The sequence below is a fragment of the Providencia sp. R33 genome (assembly GCF_019343475.1).
Classification (GTDB): Bacteria; Pseudomonadota; Gammaproteobacteria; order Enterobacterales; family Enterobacteriaceae; genus Providencia.
On sequence record NZ_CP072453.1, the window covers coordinates 245,344 to 269,070 of the forward strand.

Annotated in this window: 11 protein-coding genes; 8 read left to right on the plus strand and 3 right to left on the minus strand. The window is 39.0% G+C overall.

Features of this window, described 5'->3' with window-relative positions:
• Positions 1–104: 104 nt before the first annotated feature.
• From rlmD to J6836_RS01280, 7 genes are all read left to right on the plus strand, one after another.
• Complete coding sequence (gene rlmD, locus J6836_RS01250) at positions 105–1,436, plus strand: 23S rRNA (uracil(1939)-C(5))-methyltransferase RlmD (RefSeq protein ID WP_219246117.1); 1,332 nt, start codon at positions 105–107, stop codon at positions 1,434–1,436.
• Positions 1,437–1,452: 16 nt separating this feature from the next.
• Complete coding sequence (gene relA, locus J6836_RS01255) at positions 1,453–3,684, plus strand: GTP diphosphokinase (protein WP_219246118.1); 2,232 nt, start codon at positions 1,453–1,455, stop codon at positions 3,682–3,684.
• A 610-nt stretch (positions 3,685–4,294) separates the two neighbouring features.
• The gene (gene mazG / locus J6836_RS01260; protein WP_219246119.1) at positions 4,295–5,089 is read left to right on the plus strand and encodes a nucleoside triphosphate pyrophosphohydrolase; all 795 of its coding nucleotides are present in this window, start codon (positions 4,295–4,297) and stop codon (positions 5,087–5,089) included.
• Positions 5,090–5,661: 572 nt separating this feature from the next.
• The gene (gene pyrG, locus J6836_RS01265; protein ID WP_219246120.1) at positions 5,662–7,299 is read left to right on the plus strand and encodes a glutamine hydrolyzing CTP synthase; all 1,638 of its coding nucleotides are present in this window, start codon (positions 5,662–5,664) and stop codon (positions 7,297–7,299) included.
• A 65-nt stretch (positions 7,300–7,364) separates the two neighbouring features.
• Positions 7,365–8,666: a phosphopyruvate hydratase gene (gene eno / locus J6836_RS01270; protein ID WP_219246121.1), complete on the plus strand. Its 1,302-nt coding sequence runs from the start codon at positions 7,365–7,367 to the stop codon at positions 8,664–8,666.
• Between the two features lie 217 nt (positions 8,667–8,883).
• Complete coding sequence (locus tag J6836_RS01275) at positions 8,884–15,663, plus strand: TcdA/TcdB pore-forming domain-containing protein (RefSeq protein ID WP_219246122.1); 6,780 nt, start codon at positions 8,884–8,886, stop codon at positions 15,661–15,663.
• 335 nt (positions 15,664–15,998) lie between these two features.
• Positions 15,999–17,384 (plus strand): DASS family sodium-coupled anion symporter, encoded by a 1,386-nt coding sequence (locus J6836_RS01280; protein WP_219246123.1) that lies wholly within the window; start codon positions 15,999–16,001, stop codon positions 17,382–17,384.
• Positions 17,385–17,451: 67 nt separating this feature from the next.
• Here J6836_RS01280 and J6836_RS01285 read toward each other — a convergent pair whose 3' ends face one another.
• From J6836_RS01285 to J6836_RS01295, 3 genes are all read right to left on the minus strand, one after another.
• Complete coding sequence (locus J6836_RS01285) at positions 17,452–18,390, minus strand: two-partner secretion domain-containing protein (protein ID WP_219246124.1); 939 nt, start codon at positions 18,388–18,390, stop codon at positions 17,452–17,454.
• 187 nt (positions 18,391–18,577) lie between these two features.
• On the minus strand, positions 18,578–21,736 hold the full coding sequence (locus J6836_RS01290; RefSeq protein WP_219246125.1) for an efflux RND transporter permease subunit: 3,159 nt from the start codon (positions 21,734–21,736) through the stop codon (positions 18,578–18,580).
• A 15-nt stretch (positions 21,737–21,751) separates the two neighbouring features.
• Complete coding sequence (locus tag J6836_RS01295; RefSeq protein ID WP_219246126.1) at positions 21,752–22,939, minus strand: efflux RND transporter periplasmic adaptor subunit; 1,188 nt, start codon at positions 22,937–22,939, stop codon at positions 21,752–21,754.
• Positions 22,940–23,073: 134 nt separating this feature from the next.
• Between J6836_RS01295 and acrR the strand changes: the two genes are divergently transcribed.
• Positions 23,074–23,721 carry a multidrug efflux transporter transcriptional repressor AcrR gene (gene acrR, locus J6836_RS01300; protein ID WP_219246127.1) on the plus strand — a complete coding sequence of 216 codons (648 nt, stop codon included), beginning with the start codon at positions 23,074–23,076 and terminating at the stop codon, positions 23,719–23,721.
• Positions 23,722–23,727: the final 6 nt, after the last annotated feature.

The window sequence follows — 23,727 nt, forward strand, 5'->3', positions numbered from 1 at the left end:
GTATACTAGACATGTCTGTTTTTCCTTCTTCAGGTATAAAAAATGCCTGGAATGGAAGCAAGCAAGGACCCTTTTTTGTAACTAATACTTTGTTGTGATTACTTATGGCTCAATTTTACTCTCCGAACCGCCGCACCACTCCACGCCGTCAACTTACGGTTGTTGCTGATAGCTTAGATGCCGCAGGGCAAGGTGTTGCACGTCTTGATGGAAAAACAATTTTTGTTGCGGATTTATTGCCTGGGGAAGAGGCGCAAATTGAGCTAACGGAAGATAAACGCAGTTTTGCAAAAGCAAAAGTGGTTAAACGCTTATCAACAAGCCCGCAGCGGGTAAAACCTCAATGCCGTTATTTTGAACAGTGTGGTGGCTGCCAACAGCAACATATTGATATTGAATTACAAAGAAAAAGTAAGGCTGAAGCTTTACAATATTTAATGATGAGAGAAACAGGGGTTGATAAAAGCGCAGCGCCAGTGATGAGTGGTGAATCTTATGGTTATCGACGTCGTGCGCGTTTAGGACTGCAATATCAGCCTAAAAATCAACGGCTAGTGATGGGTTTTCGCCAAACACAATCGAACACACTCGTTGATATTAAAAATTGCCCTGTGTTAGCACCAGAGCTGGATGCCTTACTTAAGCCGCTTTCTGAATGCCTTAACCAACTGAGTATTAAGCCAAAATTAGGCCATGTTGAGCTTATTCATGCAGATAACAGCAATATCATCATGATACGTCATTTAGTGCCTTTTTCTCATGCAGATAAACAGAAACTTAGTGATTTTGAAAACCAATATGGTGTGTCTATTTGGTTGGCAGGGAATGATAACGCACTAGAGACTTTGACGGCGAACTCACCAATGCCTGAATACCAAGTTGCAGGTGAAGTGCTTAAATTTAACCCATTGAACTTTATCCAAGTCAATGGGCAAGTAAATCAACTGATGGTGGCACAAGCGTTAGCATGGTTAGATCTAACCGATGAAGATAGGGTATTAGACCTTTTTTGCGGAATGGGTAATTTTACGCTGCCAATAGCGCGATTAGCTAAATCGGTTGTTGGGGTTGAAGGTGTCGAAAATTTAGTCGAACAGGCACGAAACAACGCTCAGCTCAATACTATTTCTAATGCGACCTTCTATAATGAAAACCTAGAAGCCGAAATTCATACGCAACCGTGGGCAGCTCAAGGGTTCAATAAAGTCTTATTAGACCCTGCGCGAGCAGGAGCGGCGGGCGTGATGGAACATTTAATTAAACTGATGCCCGAAAAAATTGTCTATGTTTCTTGTAACCCCACGACCTTAGCAAGGGACAGTAAAGTTTTGCTTGATACGGGGTATCAATTATTACATTTGCGGATGTTAGACATGTTTCCGCACACTAGCCATTTAGAATCAATGGCACTATTTATCCGTCGACCAGAGCATTAACAGGTAGGGAGAATATATGGTTGCAGTAAGAAGTGCACATCTTACCCCAGCAGGTGAGTTTGCCCCGGAAAAATGGGTAGGCGGTCTGGGTTTGAGCAATAAACAATCAGAAGAAAAGCTCATCCATACCTGGCAGTTTTGTCACGATAAATTAGCAGGCCAAGAAATTGGGCCTTTATTGCTGTGGCGTGGCATTGAGATGACCGAAATTTTATCTACGCTCAGCATGGATATCGGCAGCTTACAAGCAGCATTATTATTTCCATTAGTTGAAGAAGGCAAACTGGAAGAGCAAGAAGTCATTGATGAGTTCGGGAATTCGATTCACGAATTGGTTAAGGGCGTGCTTGAAATGGATGCCATTCGCCAATTAAAAGCGACTCAATCAAGTGAAACCAGCTCCGTCCAAGTCGATAATATCCGTCGCATGTTATTGTCGATGGTGGAAGATTTTCGCTGTGTCGTCATCAAGTTAGCAGAGCGTATCGCGCATTTACGTGAAGTCAAAGATGCTACGGAAGATGAACGCGTATTAGCCGCAAAAGAATGTTCCAATATTTACGCACCATTAGCGAATCGCTTAGGAATAGGGCAATTAAAATGGGAACTAGAGGACTTCTGTTTCCGCTATTTGCACCCTGATGAATACAAAAAAATCGCTAAGTTGCTCCATGAGCGACGTATTGACCGTGAAGATTATATTGATAACTTTGTCGGTACGTTGCGTAAATACATGTTAAAAGAAAACATTCAGGCAGATATTTACGGTCGCCCCAAGCATATCTACAGTATCTGGCGCAAAATGAAGAAAAAATCATTGGCGTTTGATGAGTTGTTCGATGTACGGGCTGTGCGGATTGTGGTTGAACGTTTGCAAGATTGCTATGCAGCGCTGGGAATAGTACATACGCATTTTCGCCATCTTCCTGATGAGTTTGATGACTATGTAGCAAACCCGAAACCGAATGGTTATCAATCAATTCATACCGTCGTGTTAGGCCCTAATGGTAAAACTCTTGAAATTCAAATACGTACTCGCCAGATGCATGAGGATGCTGAACTGGGAGTAGCAGCGCACTGGAAATATAAAGAAGGCGCAACGGGAATTGGTAAGGGAAGCAGTTACGAGAACCGTATTGCATGGCTGCGTAAATTAATCGCATGGCAAGAAGAAATGGCTGACTCAGGTGAAATGCTTGATGAAGTTCGTAGCCAAGTGTTTGATGACCGTGTGTATGTTTTCACACCGAAAGGCGATGTTGTTGATTTACCTGCGGGTTCAACACCACTTGATTTTGCCTACCATATTCATAGCGATGTAGGACATCGATGTATTGGTGCAAAAATTAGTGGTCGGATCGTGCCATTTAGCTATCAGTTGCAAATGGGGGATCAAATTGAAATTATCACTCAGAAACACCCTAACCCTAGCCGTGACTGGTTAAATCCAAACCTAGGTTATGTCACAACAAGCCGTGGGCGTGCAAAAATTCAAAACTGGTTCCGTAAACAAGACAGAGATAAAAACATACTTGCAGGGCGCCAAATTTTAGATAGCGAACTATCTCAACTGGATATTAGTCTGCGTGAAGCGGAAAAACTGCTTATTGCTCGTTATAACGTTCATTCACTGGATGAAGTACTAGCAGGTATTGGTGGTGGTGATATTCGAATTAACCAGTTGGTGAATTTCTTACAAAGTAAATTTAATAAAGCTACTGCGGAAGAAGAAGACCGCGCAGCACTGAAGACATTAGAAAACAAATCTTCAGTACCAAGAGCACCATCTCACAGTAGTGGCCGTGTTGTTGTCGAAGGTGTGGGTAATTTGATGCACCATATTGCAAGGTGCTGCCAACCTATTCCAGGGGATGAAATTGTCGGTTTTATCACCAAAGGGCGCGGGATCTCAATCCACAGTGTCGATTGTGAACAACTGGCGGAGTTACAGAGCCATGCCCCAGAACGTGTAATAGATGCAGTATGGGGTGAAAACTACTCCAGTGGTTATTCTCTTGTGGTCAGGGTAGTCGCAAATGACCGTAGTGGATTACTGCGTGATATCACAACAATCCTCGCCAACGAGAAAGTGAACGTGCTAGGTGTCAGTAGCCGTAGTGACGTTAAGCAGCAGCTAGCAACTATCGATATGACAGTAGAGATTTATAATATCGAGGTGCTAGGCAGGGTGTTAGCGAAGTTGAATCAGTTAGCCGATGTTATTGAGGCCAAACGTCATTCTCAGTGATTTTCGTCATATTTTGAGCCGCAGCGTTGTTGGCTGCGCGCTCTCACCTTAGTCACATACTTATGTATGCTACTGTATTTTCTTCATATTTTGCGTTGTAGGGGTGTTGGCTGCGTTTAGCTACTTGGGTCACATACTTATGTATGCTCCCCAAGATAGCTAATCTTGCCGCCTACCTACAACTCAAACTATTTTGAAAATCGATATTTTTATAAATCGCCATTTTCATATTTTGAGCCGCAGTGTTGTTGGCTGCGCGCTCTCACTTTAGTCACATACTTATGTATGCTCCTGTATTTTCTTCATATTTTGCGTTGTAGGGGTGTTGGCTGCGTTTAGCTACTTGGGTCACATACTTATGTATGCTCCCCAAGATAGCTAATCTTGCCGTCTACCTACAACACAAACTATTTTGAAAATCGATATTTTTATAAATCGCCATTTTCATATTTTGAGCCGCAGCGTTGTTGGCTGCGCGCTCTCCACGCGACAACTCAAACTATTTTGAAATGATCCTTTTCAAGTTTTCTTTGTTGATTGACCTTTATATCTGGTAAGTTTGAGATAAAGATAGCAATGTAGAAACAAAAGAAAATCAAAGGGTAATACAATGAGTCAGGAAAATCGCCAAATCGAACGCTTACTATCCATTATGGCACAGCTTCGCGACCCGAAAACGGGATGCCCATGGGATAAAGTACAAACATTTAAAACGATTGCGCCTTACACACTTGAAGAAACTTACGAAGTACTTGATGCAATAGAACGTGAGGATTTTTCTGACCTAAAAGGTGAACTGGGTGACTTATTATTCCAAGTCGTTTTTTATGCACAAATGGCGAATGAAAAGTCACTCTTTGATTTCAATGATATCTGCCAAGCAGTAAGTGACAAATTGGAGCATCGTCACCCACATATTTTTGATACGAATAATCAACTTTCAAGTTCTGAAGTGATTGAGGGATGGGAAAAGCGTAAAGCAAAAGAACGCGCTGAAAAATCACAATTTTCTGTACTCGATGACATTCCCAACTCACTACCTGCATTGATGAAAGCCTATAAAATTCAAAAACGTTGCGCTTCTGTTGGTTTTGATTGGAATACGCTTGGCCCAGTGGTTGGGAAAGTCCATGAAGAACTCGAAGAAGTCATGGAAGAAGCCACTCAGGTGGTTGTAGACCAAGACCGCCTAGAAGAGGAAATTGGGGATTTACTGTTTGCGACGGTAAATTTGTCTCGTCATCTAGGCCATAAGCCTGAAATAGCGCTGCAAAAAGCTTGTAATAAATTTGAGCGACGTTTTAGGAAAATCGAGAAAAGCTTATCCGAAAGTGGTAATTCTGTAGAAAGTGCTACACTTGAGGAGATGGAGGCGCTCTGGCTGCAGGTTAAAAGCCAAGAATAAAATGTCTCGTCATATTTCGCACTACAGCGTTGTTGGTTGCGTTCGGCTACATGGGTCACATACTTATTATGTATGCTCCCCGAGATATCCTCTCTTGCTGCCTAGCTGTAATGCGAACTATTTAGAGCCATTACATGTAAGTATTGAAACTATTTGTTGTTTTAAGATTTGGATATTGTTGGTTTATTCTAAAAGTAATTTATTCAACATTCCCAAACAAAGCTTCAAAAACAATCAATAACGTGGCATTTTTGGGCGTTAAATAGCGGGTGATAGAGTAAATAGTTATTCAAAATCAAACTTAGTGCAGAATCGCATTTTTTACGCCACAGAATGAGCTGAAAGGATTTAGCTTTTGCTTTTAAACTGTGTTAATGTATAAAAACAGACACAGATGACTATTTTTGAAGCGATAAATAATTTTCGTTTTTAACTTGCTGATAATATTAGAGTATTGATGAAATTTAGCCTTATTATGCTTAGAACATTTGTAGCGAAATTAAGGTTCGGGTATACTGTTTTCCCGTCCTGTTATATCCATCATCTTTTAAACCTAAACTTTCAGGTTCAGCATGAAAACTAACTATATTTTTGTGACCGGCGGGGTCGTATCCTCTCTGGGTAAAGGCATTGCCGCAGCCTCGTTGGCGGCTATACTCGAAGCCCGTGGACTCAATGTAACGATTATGAAACTGGATCCCTACATCAACGTAGACCCAGGTACAATGAGCCCAACCCAACACGGGGAAGTTTTCGTTACAGAAGACGGCGCTGAAACTGACTTGGATTTGGGTCATTATGAGCGTTTCATCCGTACTAAAATGACACGTCGTAACAACTTTACGACAGGCCGTGTCTACTCTGAAGTTCTGCGCAAAGAGCGCCGTGGCGACTATTTAGGCGCTACTATCCAAGTAATCCCTCATATCACTAATGAAATCAAAGACCGTATCATCCGCGGTGGTGAAGGTCATGATGTTGTTCTCGTTGAAGTTGGCGGAACTGTAGGTGATATCGAATCCCTGCCATTCTTAGAAGCTATTCGTCAAATGGCGGCGGAAGTGGGCCGTGAACGCACACTATACTTGCACTTAACCTTAGTGCCATACCTTGCAGCTGCGGGTGAAGTAAAAACCAAGCCAACACAACATTCTGTGAAAGAATTGCTGTCCATTGGTATTCAACCTGACGTATTAATTTGCCGTTCAGACCGTGTGATCCCTGCAAATGAACGTGCGAAAATCGCGTTATTCTGTAATGTTCCAGAAAAAGCGGTTATCTCACTAAAAGACGTTGATTCTATTTATAAAATCCCAGCTTTGTTAAAATCTCAAGGTTTGGATGAATACATCTGTAGCCGTTTCCATATCGATGTGCCTGAAGCGAATCTGTCCGAGTGGGAACAAGTTATTTACGAAGAAGCTAATCCAGCGGGTGAAGTCACCATTGGGATGGTAGGTAAATACGTTGAGCTACCAGATGCATATAAATCTGTTATCGAAGCACTGAAACACGGTGGCTTGAAAAACCGTTTAACGGTGAATATCAAGTTAATCGACTCGCAAGATATCGAAACGCGTGGTGTTGAATTACTGAAAGGTCTGGACGCAATTTTAGTACCAGGCGGTTTTGGTGAACGTGGTGTAGAAGGGAAAATTCTGACGGCACAATATGCACGTGAGAACAAAATTCCTTATTTAGGTATTTGTTTGGGTATGCAAGTTGCTCTGATTGAATTTGCACGTAATGTTGCCAACATGGCAGATGCAAACTCAACAGAATTCAAAGCAGATTGTAAATTCCCAGTTGTTGCGCTGATTACAGAATGGCGTGACGAAGAGGGTAACGTTGAAGTGCGTTCTGAAGAGAGCGACCTTGGCGGTACAATGCGTGTTGGTGGCCAGCAGTGTCATTTAGTGAATGGCAGCTTAGTCCGTGATATGTATGGTTCTGATACCATCGTTGAACGTCACCGTCACCGTTATGAAGTGAATAATTTATTACTGAAACGCATTGAAGATGCGGGCCTGAAAATTGCGGGTCGTTCAGTAGATAACAAGCTGGTGGAAATTATTGAAAACCCAAATCACCCTTGGTTTGTGGCTTGCCAATTCCACCCAGAGTTCACTTCGACCCCAAGAGATGGTCACCCGTTATTTGCAGGTTTTGTTAAAGCCGCTGGTAAGTACCAGAAAGGTGAGTTGAAATAAGATATGGGGAAGTCGGCGCAATGGCACCAACTTCCCGAAATTTAACTTGTACTGAGGAAAACCTAATGTCCAAAATTGTTAAAGTGATCGGCCGTGAAATCATTGATTCTCGTGGTAACCCAACTGTTGAAGCTGAAGTTCACTTAGAAGGTGGATTTGTTGGTTTAGCAGCTGCACCATCAGGTGCATCTACAGGTTCTCGTGAAGCTCTGGAACTGCGTGACGGTGATAAAGCACGTTTCCTGGGTAAAGGTGTTCTGAAAGCTGTTGGTGCAGTTAATGGCCCAATCGCAGACGCCCTAATCGGTAAAGATGCAAAAGATCAAGCAAACATCGATAAAATCATGATTGACCTTGATGGCACTGAAAACAAATCTAAATTTGGTGCGAACGCAATTCTGGCTGTTTCTTTAGCAAACGCAAAAGCAGCAGCAGCGGCAAAAGGTATGCCTCTGTATGAGCATATTTCTGACCTGAACGGAACTCACGGCCAATATTCTATGCCTCTGCCAATGATGAATATCATCAACGGTGGTGAGCACGCAGATAACAACGTTGATATCCAAGAGTTCATGATCCAACCTGTTGGCGCACCAACGCTGAAAGAAGCAGTTCGCATGGGTTCTGAAATTTTCCATCACTTAGCGAAAGTACTGAAATCTAAAGGTATGAACACCGCTGTTGGTGATGAAGGTGGTTATGCACCTAACTTAGAATCTAACGCAGCAGCGTTAGCCGCTATCAAAGAAGCGGTTGAGCAAGCGGGTTACGTATTAGGTAAAGACGTGACTTTAGCGATGGACTGTGCAGCATCTGAGTTCTTCAACGCAGAAACAGGTAACTATGAACTGAAAGGCGAAGGCAAAACCTTTACTTCAGAAGAGTTCACCCACTACTTAGAAGAACTGACTAAACAGTACCCAATCGTGTCTATCGAAGATGGCCTGAATGAGTCTGATTGGGATGGTTTCGCATACCAAACTAAAGTTCTTGGTGACAAAATCCAACTGGTTGGTGACGACCTGTTTGTAACTAACACTAAGATCCTGAAAGAAGGTATCGATAAAGGCATCGCTAACTCTATCCTGATTAAATTCAACCAGATCGGTTCTTTAACTGAAACTCTGGCTGCAATTAAAATGGCGAAAGATGCTGGCTATACAGCGGTTATCTCTCACCGTTCAGGTGAAACTGAAGATGCAACTATCGCTGACTTAGCGGTTGGTACTGCAGCAGGTCAAATCAAAACAGGTTCTATGAGCCGTTCTGACCGTGTTGCTAAATACAACCAGTTAATCCGTATTGAAGAAGCTCTCGGTAACAGCGCACCATTCAACGGTTTAAAAGAAGTTAAAGGCCAAGCATAATTAAAGTTGCTTAGCACATTGATTAGAAAGGGAAGCGAAAGCTTCCTTTTTTTATATGAATTAAATTATGTCATAAATTAATTATAACACTATTAATCTTATTAATTAAAAGTTTATCTTAAATGTAATTTAAAAAATTTAATTTGGTGAGAGTTATTTATTTTTCATGATAAAAGTAAATGCTCAATTTTTTAATCATTAAATTAAAGGATAAATTATGGGGAAAGATAGTTATAACTCAATGCTTTGGCTGGCTAGATCTGGGCGATATATAATAGAAAACGATGATAAATATAATGAGTTAATTAAAAAGATAAAAATAGATTTCAAGCTAAATAATAATTCCTGGAATGATTTGTTAAGGGGGAATAAAAAAGAAATAGAGGGTAAAATAACGGATGTTATTTACCATTTATATAGTAATGATAAGCCGGATAATTCTGAAAGTTTAAATAAAGAAGAAAAAGAACGTTTCTTAGAAAGTTTTGAATCGCTATTAACTGAAGGTGTTAGAGAAAAAGTTGAAATTAAGGTTCAAGGTCAAAATGAAAGACCTTTTTTTGAGTTAACAAAAGAACAGTTACTTAATGGTAGTGCATATCGTATTTTGCCTAAAGATTATCGTAAAAGGTATTTAACTCGCTCTCATTTAATGGCTAGGCTAACGATTAATGTTAATAAAAAAAATTATGAAAACCTCGCAAAGGCATTGATTGAAATATACGATCATGACTTAAATAAGAACATTATCCAAGCAAAAATAATGGGACCTAGAAAATTAGGCAGATTAACCGATCAAGCAGTTATTTATCTGGCCGAAGCTGATCTCGAAAAAGCACAAGAAGTTAGTCAGCAATTGATAGACTTACTACCACCGGATGCGCTAGTTGACCATACGCCTATTGGCATGACGCAACTTATGAAAGGGATATCATATTCGGAAACAATGGGTGGGCAATCCACTAGCCACGGAGAATCAAGAGCAGTGATAATGGCAAAGGCGATTACTGAGTCATTATTAACAGATGAGAAATTAAAAATAGTTCTACCTAGAATGCTACAGCATTATGGTTATGACAGTAAAGATCCTGCATTTATATCTTTAGCAATTAAAGATGGATTTTTAAAAACAAGCCTGTATCATCCTGAAATAGAGCATGAAATAGAAACTCCAAGTCGAGATATTCAGAATTTTACGTTGAATCCTGAAGTGTTTTGTTATGGTTATAAACTTAATGAAAGTAGTTTAAATAAAATCAAGAATATACCTGAAATAGGCAAGGTGATATTCTATAGAAATAATCACGGGTATGATGTCAATTTTGTTGATAATAGCTATGAAGCAGGTATCCCTTATGCTTTAGATTGTTATTTTTTAAATACAGATTTGAAAGAAAAAGAAAGTGAAGTACCTGAATATGTCAATGTATCAAAAAAAAATCCGATAAATAAATTTATATTTATTGGGGAAATAATGAAAGGTTCAGTTATTGTTACTGATTTTGATTCGGAATCGTATCGGGTCTACTATGATAATAGATATCATAGCTCACTATTATACGACAATGTTGTCATGGCAGTAGATGAAATGGATTATTTTAATGAAAGAAAAACTGGTGCTAATATGTTTATGTATTTTAATGGTGAACAATGGAAATTAATACATCAGAAATCGAGTGAGAATGATAAACTAATCTATGAACCAAATAAAATAATGCATTTATCACCAGGTGAATATTCATTTGAGTCAAATAATAGTAAGTTTTTGGAATATAGAATATCTGTTCATGAAAAATTGAAAATGTTTGCTAATAAATTAGATGTTGATATTTATGGGAGTGATAAAGATAAAAAAACAAGTATTGATTGGAACGATTTATCTCATAAAATAAAAAAGAAATTAAAAGTAAAATCAAATGAGTTTGAAATTAAAGCTAAAGAAATAAATGAATTATTGAAGGTGGAAAGAAATAGTGAGGTCATTGCTAAAACAAAAGATCTTATCGAAATTAATCGGGTGTTAAATTCAGTAGAGATTAAACAATTCAATGAAGTTTATTCCAATATCTTTGATGTAGAATATGCCTATTTTTGGCAAGGAATAAAACGAAAAAAAGGTATGGATTCGGTTGTTAAAGCAAAGAGTTCACAGAGTTCGGAGTTTCAAGATAATATATTGGTATCGGAGCGATACGAAAATTTATTATATCTACATAAGATAACAAGAAATAAAAATTTTAGAGAAAATTTTTTTGAGGGAACAAAAAACTATCAGAAAGAGGTTATAGACGGGTTTGATAATTCGATGACATCACTGGAGTTAAAAAAACTCTATCTGACTGCTGATTTTACTGCTAAGGAGCGAGGCGCATTATATCGTCATGTTCAGGATGCCAGCTATGCTGAATACATAGATAAAGTATTACTAGATACAGGTAAGATTAGTGAGTTCTTCTATGATAATGGCAGTAAGGTTAATCGATTGATACCTCAAGATTTCTATTTATCGGCAATTAAAAGCGATTCAGGTGGACGGTGTTATCCATTGGTCAGAGCCATGTCGGTTGCACTTGTTAAAGAGGGGGAAATCGGAGCTAATAAATTAATTGATAAACTATTTATATCTGCAGCAAACCCTGAAGAAAGAAACTCCTACCTATTAAAAGAAGGTTTGAAGAATTTACATTCCAATACAGACGCAATTGAGTCTTCGGATAATTATGGAAGGCTAACGTTAAAAAGTATTAAAAATTTACTAGATATACGTGATGAAACGATGATGTTAGCAGTTAATAGTCAAAACCATTCTATGTTAATAGGAAAGATGATTAACTCAAATAAAAAAACTTTTTATTTTTATGACCCCAATTTTGGTGTTTTTTCATTTGACGACAGTACAACAATGTTTTCTGCAGTGAAAAAGTTTTTTATTGATAAGCAATTTTCATCCTATTATTCTGCGTATGAAATTGATAAAAAACCCGCATTTAATACAGTGTATATTGATACCGAAAAAATGGATTTAGTTTCTATAGGCAATAATTTAACTGTTGGTGATTTGAGTGAGGAGGAAGATTTAACCGTTATTGAGGTTAGGCAAAATAAAGCGAATGAAATTGTAAAAAGTCAAAATGAAATTTATAGTGACTTACAACTTAAACAATCATTGATTATTTTAGATGCTCAACAGTGGGCTGATAAAATTAGTGAAGCAACCTATAAAATTTCATCAGAAAATCAATTAGAAGGAAAATGGTTACCGCTTTTTTATAATATTGAAAGAAAATCGGAGGGGCAATATCGTATTCAGTTTATTCATGTTGACGATCCCAGTTTAACCCGCTGGGTTGAAACGACAGATAGGACATTCGCTGAATTTCACCAGTATAACATCGAAAGAATGAAGGAGTTTACACAGTATTATCATTTGCAAGGTGACGAATTCGAATTAAAAGAACAAAGTATAGAAGGATGTTCCATTGATGGGCTAAATGCTGGAATAGCTATTCAGGCAATAATTCAATGGTCTGAAGATAGAAATCGTAATGAAAATACAAAAGTGAATAGCAAAACGAATTTATCCGCAGCATTAAAAATTCATAGCTATGTTAATTATGCATTAATGACTCACAGTATAGCGAAAGACGGGATTCACGTTACCCAGCTAGTGGGTACAGCAATGAGAAGAAACACACAAATCACCTCAACAAGTATCGGTTTTTTTAATTCGTCACTAGCACGAGTGGCGAATGAAGGCCTAATGTCAGTGTTTAATGGCGCGTTAATTGGTTTTGATATTTATGAATTGAGCCAAGCTGAAAATGAGTCACAAACAGTTGTATTTGGAACTCAACTAGCATTTGATTCTGCTAGCCTAATTGCTAGCACAGCTGCTATAGGTGCAAATGCACTAGGTTATACAACTGCTTCTGCTTCATTCGGGGGGATGGGGGTTATTGTCGCAGGGTTAGGCATTGGTTTTTCTGCATTGGCACGTAATTTTGCTGAAATCGGGGAAAGTGCTAAAGCCGTGGGGCTTTATTTTCATGCATTGGATATTGCCTATCAAAATGGTGGATATGAATATAAATCAGAAGAGAATGTACTCATTCCTCGCTTTGGTGCAATTTTTAAGACATTGGATTTACAAAATAATTTAGTTGAGTTTGATAGCCAATATATTTATCGGACGAGTGATAAGTCATCAGGTGGAGGCCGGAGAAATTATATTTTTTGGGCGGGTAATTTTCCGACAATAGTGCGCGATAGACAACAAGCTATTAATATTAGAGAAGGTATAGGTTATCAAGATAAAACACATCATGTTAATTTTTCAGACAGAGAGATACTCTTTTTACCTATTACACCTAAGTCATTCTTAAAATATGATTATAATTTATGGCCAGGAGCAACAACTCGGCATGATAGTGGGTTTGATGTCATTCGCCGTTTGGAGGAAACAAACCACTTTGATTATGATTTTTATATTTTCCCTAGCGAAAATACGATTACACATATTTATCATGAGTATGTGGAAACACCCGTGGCCGTTAAGCTAGATGCGAATAAAAGAAATTTAGTCATTCCTAGTATCCCTATAGAATGGCGAAACTTTATGAACTATAAAATTTATGGGAATGGGGGGGAATATAAACTTACCTTGAACGAAGGTGCTAAAATTACATTAATCGAAAACTCAGATGAGTGGCATCCTTCTCATTGGTTGATTAATGCTACAGTATTGAAAAATGATAAAATAGAAATATTTGAAAATAGAATTAAAGTAGGTGGTGTTGATATTTATATTGAAGAAAAAAATAGAAGTGGAAAATATTTCATTGTAACAAAAAAAAATGAAACTAATGAAATAGACTTTTTAAACAAAAGAATAAATGTTATTAGTGAAAATGAGAATAGCTGGAAGGATGATATTCCAGGCTTTGAGCGCTATCTTCATGAATTAGTAAAAGAACATAGATTTAACCAACAATATGTAATTATTGAAAACTATCAATATCATGGGAATAATGTTGGTAGAGCTTATTTTGAGGTTAAAAATGAGCGGTTCATCTTCACTCATTCAATAGAACAAGAAAAAAGTAAAGGAATTTTAGGGGCGGTATTAGAGAATACTGCCATATTTTATTCATTAGAGTTGCCATTGATATGGGTTACAGAGATAGAAAGCGGTAACATATTTGCAGAGTATCGTTTAAAAAATAACCAGTCAAGGCCGTTTGAAATACTAAACTCATGGAAAAATAAAGATATTATTTATTTTTCGTGTCGCTATAAAGATACTAATGAAACCGCTAACTACCAAATCATTGATAGTAAAATAGAAATAGTCAGCCTAACGGCTTCACCAGATGTACTGATCCGTTTGGCAAAAACGCCAACAAATTTAGCGGGGCATAAGTCGGAAGAGATATTACAAAATTATCTGATTCACAATGAAAATAATGTTCAATATGAGAGCATTGATTATCAGAATATCGCTGATATGGTTATGATTTCAGGACAAGCGGATCAGCAAATATACCATCGATATTGGCTACGAAAGAAAGACGATACATTGATTAAGCCCAATTTATCGCCATCTCTGGATTATGGAGTATTTCCTAGAGAAAGAGAACGGTTACAAAGCCACTGGGCAATTCCAGAAGATTTAAATTTAGCAGGTTCATTATTTGATAGTGAAGGTACTGAAATTTTTTATTTCTATAGTGATAAAGAGAAAGTAATTTATCAACAAAAAGGTGCTGGACAAGATATTTTAAATGCAATAAAACCCTCTGCTTGGTTTATGTATACCCCTAATCTTGAGCGAGCTTTTACATGGAAAGGTCATATTATGACTGTCGACACATATGGTGTAGTCAGTCAAATTAATGCGAAAGGTGATCTCTCTGTCGTTGCATTAAATGATAAGTGGTTTCAAGGTCATCCTTACTGGTGGAGAGATTTAGAAAACAAATATCGAGATAAATCTGCTTTAGCATTACTTGGAATTAAAAATGAAAATAATGAAAATGTGCTACCAGCCTGGTTTGATCATGGAAATATCGTTATTGCACATCAGCTGTCTTCGGAAAATGAGCTGCAGTTTTTAGGGGCGAATATCAATAACTCTGGGGCATTAATTTTTGATAAAAAGCAAAAGAAATTATACGAACAACCTTTCGTTACTGAAAAAGAACTGTTAGTTGCTTTCAATGATGATGCTAAATTAATCAACAATATATTATTGCCACCTATTAAAAATCTGTATCCTAGTTTTGAGTTTAATAATATTGAAGTCGTTTCTGGGGGGCTATTAATGTCGGCTGAAAGTGGTGAGATTTTTTATGTTGATCTCTTAAGTAGCCAATCAAATAGTCAATTTAATCATTTAAGTTCTTCATTGATTATTCATGGTGGAAAAGGTGATGATATTTTAAGCCCTACTGTTATTGATGATGTTAAAAATATTGTACTCAGTGGTGGGGAAGGGCAGGACAGGTATTTAATTTCGATGGAGACATGGAAAAATTATCAAACCATCATTATTGATAATGACAGCTATGATGAGATAGAGGATCTTATTATTTTGCCTGTGGTGGATGTGAAATCATTAATAGTAATGCGTAGAGATGACGATTTAGTGGTTTTTGATATGCATTCATCTACAACATTAATATTAAGGCAGGTATTCGATGAAGAATCAAAAGGACGCCATCATTTAAGAATACAGATGAATAATCAACCGAATACGATGAGTTTGGAAGCGTTTTCTGAGGAAGCTATTCATGTTGAGTCTCTTTTTAAGATAGATAAAAAAACAAGTGATGAAGCAATGGCGAGTAGTGAACACTATACACAACTTATTGTAGATAAAATAACGTCATTTAATGTTGATGATAGAGCTCATCTACAAGGGGGAAATGATTTATTACTTTCAACAAATACAGCATATAGTCACTCTCGTTTATTAACGAATAGGGTGTCAAAATATTAATATAATCTTACTGGTGATTATATTTTAGGGTGGTTTTATTCAGTAAATATCTATTCTTGATTTAAACGCCAGTAAATTATTTTTTACTAGAATAGCATGAAAATAATATTTAAGTTAAGTGTCATATATTTCGAATATAACATTTCGTTATTTACGAGTTAATTGGTAGGTTTTTTGGAGTTAATGATAATTGTCGTTAAATTACACGGTGTAGATCGCACTTTTGGCTACTCCACATTTTCATTCCATTCAATTAACTCTATATTTCAGACCTCGTAAATAAATATTAACAATAATACTCGAAAACAATTTGCTTCCGAGCTATGGAGTTTTACATGGATGCTTCTGAATCTTTGACGCCGGCAGTAAGTCCTACTCCCGCAAATAAGCGTGGTTGGATTATTTTAGCAATTGATATTGTGCTGCTAATTGTACTCTTGAAATACCTGCCCTTTGATGAAAAAGCGAATGCAGGTTTAGCAATGATGGTCTTCATTGGTGTGCTTTGGTTAACTGAAGCTATACACGTCACAGTGACAGCGCTCTGTATTCCTATTTTAGCAGTAGTCCTAGGGCTAATGAATACAGGGGATGCACTTAAATCCTTTGCAAACCCAATCATTTTCTTATTTTTTGGGGGATTTGCGTTAGCAACGGCTTTACACATTCAAGGCCTAGATAGGCTTATAGCCAATCGCTTATTAATGGCAGCGCGAGGGCGTCTTTCTATTGCCGTATTATTGTTATTCGGTGTCACAGCAGGCTTATCAATGTGGATCAGTAACACAGCAACAGCGGCAATGATGTTACCGCTTGTGCTCGGTATTTTGTCCAATCTTGATGTGCGCCATGAACGTAATACCTTTGTGTTTGTATTACTTGGTGTTGCTTATAGTGCAAGTATTGGTGGATTAGGAACGATTGTTGGTAGTCCTCCAAATGCCATTGCAGCTTCTGCTTTAGGTTTAGATTTTCTGTCTTGGATGAAATATGGCATTCCAATTATGGTTGTCTTATTGCCAATGATGTTTGTTTTGATGTATATGATGCTGCGACCAAATCTTAAACATCGCTTTGAAATTGAATTAGAGCATGTTCAATGGAACAGCAAGCGTATTACTGCAATGGTCATATTCTTGTTAGCTGTAGTCTGTTGGATCACCAGTACTTTCATAAGTGACGCGTTCGGTGGTGTAAAAGATTTAGATACCATCATTGCGATGAGCGCCGCAATTCTCATTTGTATTACAGGTGTTGCAAGTTGGTCTCAGATTCAAAAAAACACAGAGTGGGGCGTATTGATGTTATTCGGTGGTGGTCTAACACTGAGTGCAATTTTAAGCTCTTCTGGCGCAAGTAAAATTATGGCTGATTGGATGCAGCTGACATTTGGTCAAAGCCATTGGTTTGTTATCATTTTAGCAGTCACGACGTTTATCATTATTTTGACAGAATTCACCAGTAATACTGCGAGTGCTGCATTATTAGTGCCTATTTTTGCAACAGTGGCTGAAGCGTTAGGGATGCCAGTGATTGTACTGACAATGATTATCGGTATTGGCGCATCGTGTGCCTTCATGTTGCCAGTCGCAACACCGCCAAATGCGATAGTGTTTGGTTCGGGTTATATTCGTCAAATAGAAATGGTGAGAGTCGGGGCTGTATTGAATGTCGCTTGTATCATTGTGATTTCATTATTTGCTTGGTTCTTCTGGATGTAGTTAGAAAAATATACCTTACGGCCTCTTCTTTTGAGGCCGTTTTACATTGTTGTGCTGCATTTCGATATTATTGAAGGGGGCGTGCGACAAGTGCTTGTTGATTTTTCCCTATCTGAATAACTCCTGTATTTGTAAATGTAATTTCACTGTTACCACGCAACGAAAAATTCATCGCTTTAATTATTCCCTGTATATCGATTTTATTTTGAGGGCAAAGAAAATCATTAGTACATTGATATTGATGACTTTCTAGCATTATGGTGTGCCCTGTTAATTTTGCTTGTTCACTTAATTCAAAGATATTCCCCTGAAAATAAGGGACATCTGTTTTGAATTTAGTGCTGTGTTTTACCACACCTTCACTGGGAGAAAGTGTTCCACTGCCTGATGCACTGATGTAGTTTTGCAAGGCAGCATTGATATTGAGGTTATTTTGCAGTTTTATTTGATCGGCAAAAACATTCATTTTAGATAGCTGAATTGGATTGCCTTGTTGTTGGCTTATGCTGACGAGCCCAGCCGGTTGGGTTGAAAACTTAAGGTTACTATAGTCCTCCTGTTTTTTAGGGTTGAGTTGTTTCTTATTTTCTTTGTTTCTACTGTATTGTTGTTCTAGTTTCCCTGCAATTAAAGACAGACTATTGATATTATTTATCGCGCCTTTTTTCCACGAGATACCATTTGGGTTTGCAATAACCAAGTTTGCACGTTGACCCTTGATACCCAAGATCCCTTGAATTTGCGTTTCTTCGGTGCCCGTCACTTCTGCGAGTATTAACTTGGCTGCCTTATCATTCAAGTTGTTATTACTGGCTATATCATTATTAAAAACCAAACCGTGTTCATTTGAAGATAACGTTTCAAATGTATTGAATGAAATATGGTTTTTTAGTGGTGCATTGATATTGATGATTTTGGCTTTATCAATGCTGATTTCATTTGCATTAGTGATAAGCGGTGAAAATAAGAAAATGGCCGTAATTGTTTGTGCCGCTATTGATTTCATTTATCAGCTCCCTGCTATTAAAAAATTCCTTCATCGCTAACGAGTATAAGGGGTAATGCATTTTTCAAAGCAATCAAAAAATAGTATGGGATTGATAGAAACAATCAAAATAGGGTAACTGTATTGGATTAAGAATAAAAAAAGAGCCACATTTCTGCGGCTCCTATTTTAGGTCACTTATCAGCAATTAGTGCGCTGTTGGTGGATGGCTGTGTTCAATATCTTCAGACTTCTTAGAGAAGCGGCGACGGATCACCACAAAGAAGACGGGAACAAAGAAGATAGCCAGTGAGGTTGCAGCGAACATACCTCCCAGAACGCCCGTACCTACTGAGTTCTGAGATGCAGAACCTGCACCATTACTAAACACTAGCGGGATAACACCTAACATAAATGCCAATGATGTCATCAGGATTGGTCGTAAACGCATCTTAACGGCCTCTAGCGTTGCTTCAACTAACCCTTTACCTTCTTTTTCCATCAAGTCTTTGGCGAATTCAACAATCAAGATTGCGTTTTTCGCCGAGAGCCCAATGGTTGTTAACAGGCCTACCTTAAAGTAAACGTCATTATCTAAACCACGGACGCTGGTAAAGAGTAATGCACCGATAATACCCAGTGGAACCACTAACATAACGGAGAATGGCACTGACCAGCTTTCATAAAGTGCAGCCAGACAGAGGAATACCACTATCAAGGAAATCGCATACAGAGCAGGGGCTTGGTTACCTGCTAAGCGTTCCTGATAGGACATACCCGTCCACTCATAACCAATACCTTCCGGTAGGTTTTCAGTTGTTAGTTTTTCCATCAATAGCATCGCATCACCGGTACTTTGACCTGGTGCTGCTTGGCCTTGAATATTCATCGCAGGTACACCGTTATAACGCTCTAAACGTGGTGAACCAAACTTCCAAGGGTCTTTGGATTCATCTAAGAATGCAGAGAATGGAACCATTTTACCTTGGTTATTACGAACATACAGGTTGCTAATATCCGATGGCAACATACGACTTTCTGCATCACCTTGTACGTAAACTTTCTTAACACGACCACGGTCGATAAAGTCGTTCACATAGCTTCCACCAAAGACGGAGCTGAGTGTTGCGTTAATATCGCTGATTGCGACGCCTTGTGCCTGTGCTTTTTGTTGGTCAATGTAGATACGGTATTGTGACGTATCATCTTGTCCATTTGGACGAACACCTTGGAGCATTTCTGGATGTTGGGCCGCTAAACCAAGTAATTGGTTACGTGCTTGCATCAGTTTGTCATGCCCTAAGTTACCTTTATCAACTAATTCGAAGTCAAAACCGTCTGCGGTACCTAATTCAACAATTGCAGGTAGGTTAAAGGCGTAAATTAGCGCTTCCTGTTTCTTGGACATCGCGATATTTGCGCGTTGTACAATCGCATCAACATGGTTTTCATCACCTTTACGTTCGCTCCAGTTTTTCAGAACGACGAAGGCGAGACCCATATTTTGACCTTGACCAGCAAAGCTAAAGCCCCCAACGGTAAAGACAGATTCAACATTGTCTTTTTCGTCAGTGTGGTAGTAGTTATTTACTTCATCCAACACGGCTTGGGTTTGTTCTTGTGTTGATCCTGGCGGTAATTGAACCATTGACAGGAATACACCTTGGTCTTCTGCAGGTAAGAAGGACGACGGCAAACGAACAAACATAAATGCCATGCCTGCCACTAAAATCAGGTAAATAACAAGGTAACGACCTGTGCCGTTAAGCATGCGGCTTACGCTGTCTGTGTAGTGGTGAGCTTGCTTTTCAAACGTTCTGTTAAACCACCCAAAGAACCCTTTTTGGCTACCATGGCTGCCTTTCTCAATAGGCTTCAACATCGTCGCACACAGTGCCGGTGTTAAAATCATGGCCACCAGAACTGACAGGATCATGGACGAAACAATGGTAATTGAGAACTGACGGTAAATTGCCCCTGTTGAACCACCAAAGAAGGCCATTGGGATGAATACCGCAGACAGAACCATTGCAATACCGACTAACGCACCTTGGATTTGACCCATTGATTTTTTGGTCGCTTCTTTCGGTGATAAGCCTTCTTCTTGCATAACACGTTCAACGTTCTCTACAACAACGATGGCATCATCGACGAGTAGACCGATGGCGAGTACCATCGCGAACATGGTCAAGGTGTTTATTGAGTAACCAAACGCCGATAGGATGGCAAATGTCCCCAACAAGACAACTGGAACGGCAATCGTTGGAATTAATGTGGCACGAATGTTCTGGAGGAACAAATACATAACCACAACAACCAACATGATTGCTTCAACTAACGTTTTAACAACCTCGTTAATTGAGATTTTAACAAATGGCGTTGTATCGTATGGATAAACGATTTCTAACCCTTGAGGGAAGAAAGGTTTCATGTCTTCCAGCGCAGCACGTACGTTGTTAGACGTATCTAACGCATTTGCACCTGTCGCCAGTTTGATACCAATACCTGCTGCTGGTTTCCCGTTAAAGCGTGCGATCGTACTGTAGTTTTCTGCACCTAACTGAACGTCAGCAACATCTTTAATACGAACTTGAGAACCGTCTTGGTTAACACGCAGTAAGATATTGGAAAACTCTTCTGCATTATTTAAACGTGTCTGTGCAATGATTGAGACGTTTAAACGTTGGTTTGCAATTGACGGTGAACCACCGAGTTGTCCTGCTGCGACTTGGTTATTTTGAACCTTGATAGCATTAATGACATCGGTTGTCGTCATGTTGTATTTAACAAGCTGTTCAGGTTTTAACCAAATACGCATCGCATATTGGGTACCAAACAGCTGTGTTTCACCCACACCATTTACACGGCTTAATGGGTCTTTAATATTCGAACCTACATAGTCGGCAATGTCATATTGGCCCATTGAGCCATCATTAGACACGAAACCTGCAACCATTAAGAACGAACTTGTTGATTTATCGACACTAATACCTTGCTGCTGAACTTCTTGTGGCAGCAATGGCATCGCCAGTTGCAATTTATTTTGCACCTGTACTTGCGCGATATCACCATCAGTTCCTGCTTCGAAAGTAAGCGTAATGCTTGCAGAACCTGATGAGTCACTGCTCGATGACATATATACCAAGTTATCGATACCGTTCATATTCTGTTCGATAACCTGAGTTACTGTGTTTTGTACCGTCTCGGCATCCGCTCCCGGATAGTTAGCTGAAATAGAAACAGCCGGCGGTGCGATAGTCGGGTACTGAGAAACAGGTAACTGGATAATTGCCAACAGACCAGCAAGCATGGTGATAATCGCAATTACCCACGCAAAAATTGGTCTTTCTATAAAAAACTTAGGCATTAATCAGCCGCTCCCTTATTTAGACTTTTCTTCAGGTTTAGCCTGATTGTCTATGGATTGCGTTTCTAAGTTTGCTTCCTTAGGATTCACAACAATTCCTGGTTTGATTTTTTGTAAGCCAATGACGACAACGCGATCACCTGCTTTTAAGCCATCTTTAATCAGCCATTTGTTGCCAACCGCTTGTCCTGCTTTAACCGTTCTGACTTCAATTTTGTTCTCTGCGCCAACAACCATGACTTGAGAGGTGCCTTGAGCAGTACGCGATAAGCCTTGTTGAGGAACCAGAATTGCATTTTCAACAACGCCATCTTCTAAAATTGCACGGACAAACATTCCCGGAAGTAACTCTTTATTCGGGTTAGGGAAAACGGCTCTCATTGTGATGGAACCTGTGGTTTCATCAACGGTGACATCAGAGAACTCGAGAACACCTTTTTGTGCGTATTCTTGGCCATTGTTATTAATTAAACTAACAGGTGCCTGACCAGATTCTTTCTGCACAGCGCCTTGTGCTATCTCATTTTTTAGACGTAGGAAATCATCGCTCGATTGCGTTACGTCAACATAGATAGGGTCAAGTTGCTGAACACGCATTAATTCAGTCGCTTGGCCTGTAGAAACCAACGCCCCTTCAGTCACATTCGATTTGCCAGTACGGCCACTGATTGGTGCGGTTACTTTGGTATAGTTCAGGTTGATACGTGCAGTTTCAACAGCTGCTTCCGCTGCTTTGACGGCAGCAAGCGCTTGAGCATAGGTTGAAGTCGCTTGGTCGTATTCTTGCTGACTAATGTAATTCGTCCCTAACAATGGTTTATAACGCTTAACCGTCAGCGCCGCGATATTTGCATTCGCTTGCGCTTTTGCAAGTTCTGCTTTTGCACTGTCATAGGTCGCTTGGAAAGGAGCGGGATCAATTTGATACAAAGATGTTCCTGCTTCTACGTCGCTACCTTCTTTATAATTACGTTTTAAAATGATGCCGCTCACTTGTGGGCGAACCTCGGCAACACGGAATGCAGATGTACGGCCTGGTAACTCGGTCTTGAGAGTCAGAGGTTCGGCTTTCAGCGTAACAATTCCTACTTCAGGCGCCGGGCGTTCTCCGCCACCTTGTTGTTCATCGTTACAACCTGATAAAGCTAAGCCACCTGAAAGAACCAACAGAGCCAGAGGTAACACCCCTCTGTTTTTTCGCATAAGTTAACCTCAATTAATCAATATGAGTTCAAAACAAAAATAAGAAAAATGGTAAACAATATGATTTATCACTGTGCTATAGTACAAACATACACGAATGTATGTAAATCAGCTTTCGATAGAAACGGGTCACAATGGCACGAAAAACTAAACAACAGGCTGAAGAAACCCGTCAGGAAATATTAGATGCTGCCATCAAAACATTCTCTGAGCGAGGAGTTTCAGCCACATCATTAGCCGACATTGCAAAAGCAGCGGGGGTAACCCGAGGTGCAATATATTGGCATTTTAAAAATAAAGTTGATCTCTTTTATCAGGCCTGCGAGTTTGGTGATAACCAAATAATCCAAGCCGAAGAATATTATCGTTCTAAATATACCAATGATCCACTTTCAATACTAAGAGAATTATTGATTTTTATTTTGACCGACTTCATCGACAACCCTAAAAACCGTGCGTTGATGGAAATTTTCTTTTTAAAATGTGAATTAGTGGGCGAAATGGCGGAATTAGTCGATTTTAAACGGGCTAATTATGTGGCTAGTCAGTGTCGTATTGTCGATAATTTGCAAGATTGTATCGATGCAGGGCAATTACCAGCTGACCTTGATATTGAATGCGCCGCCATCATGATCCGTTCATTAATGTCGGGTTTATTAGAAAACTGGTTATTACAACCTGAGAACTTTAATATAAATCAACACACGTTAACGTTGGTTGAGACACTATTAGAGACGTTAAAATGTAACCCAGCCATACGGCTTAAACCCACTCAAATATAATAAACT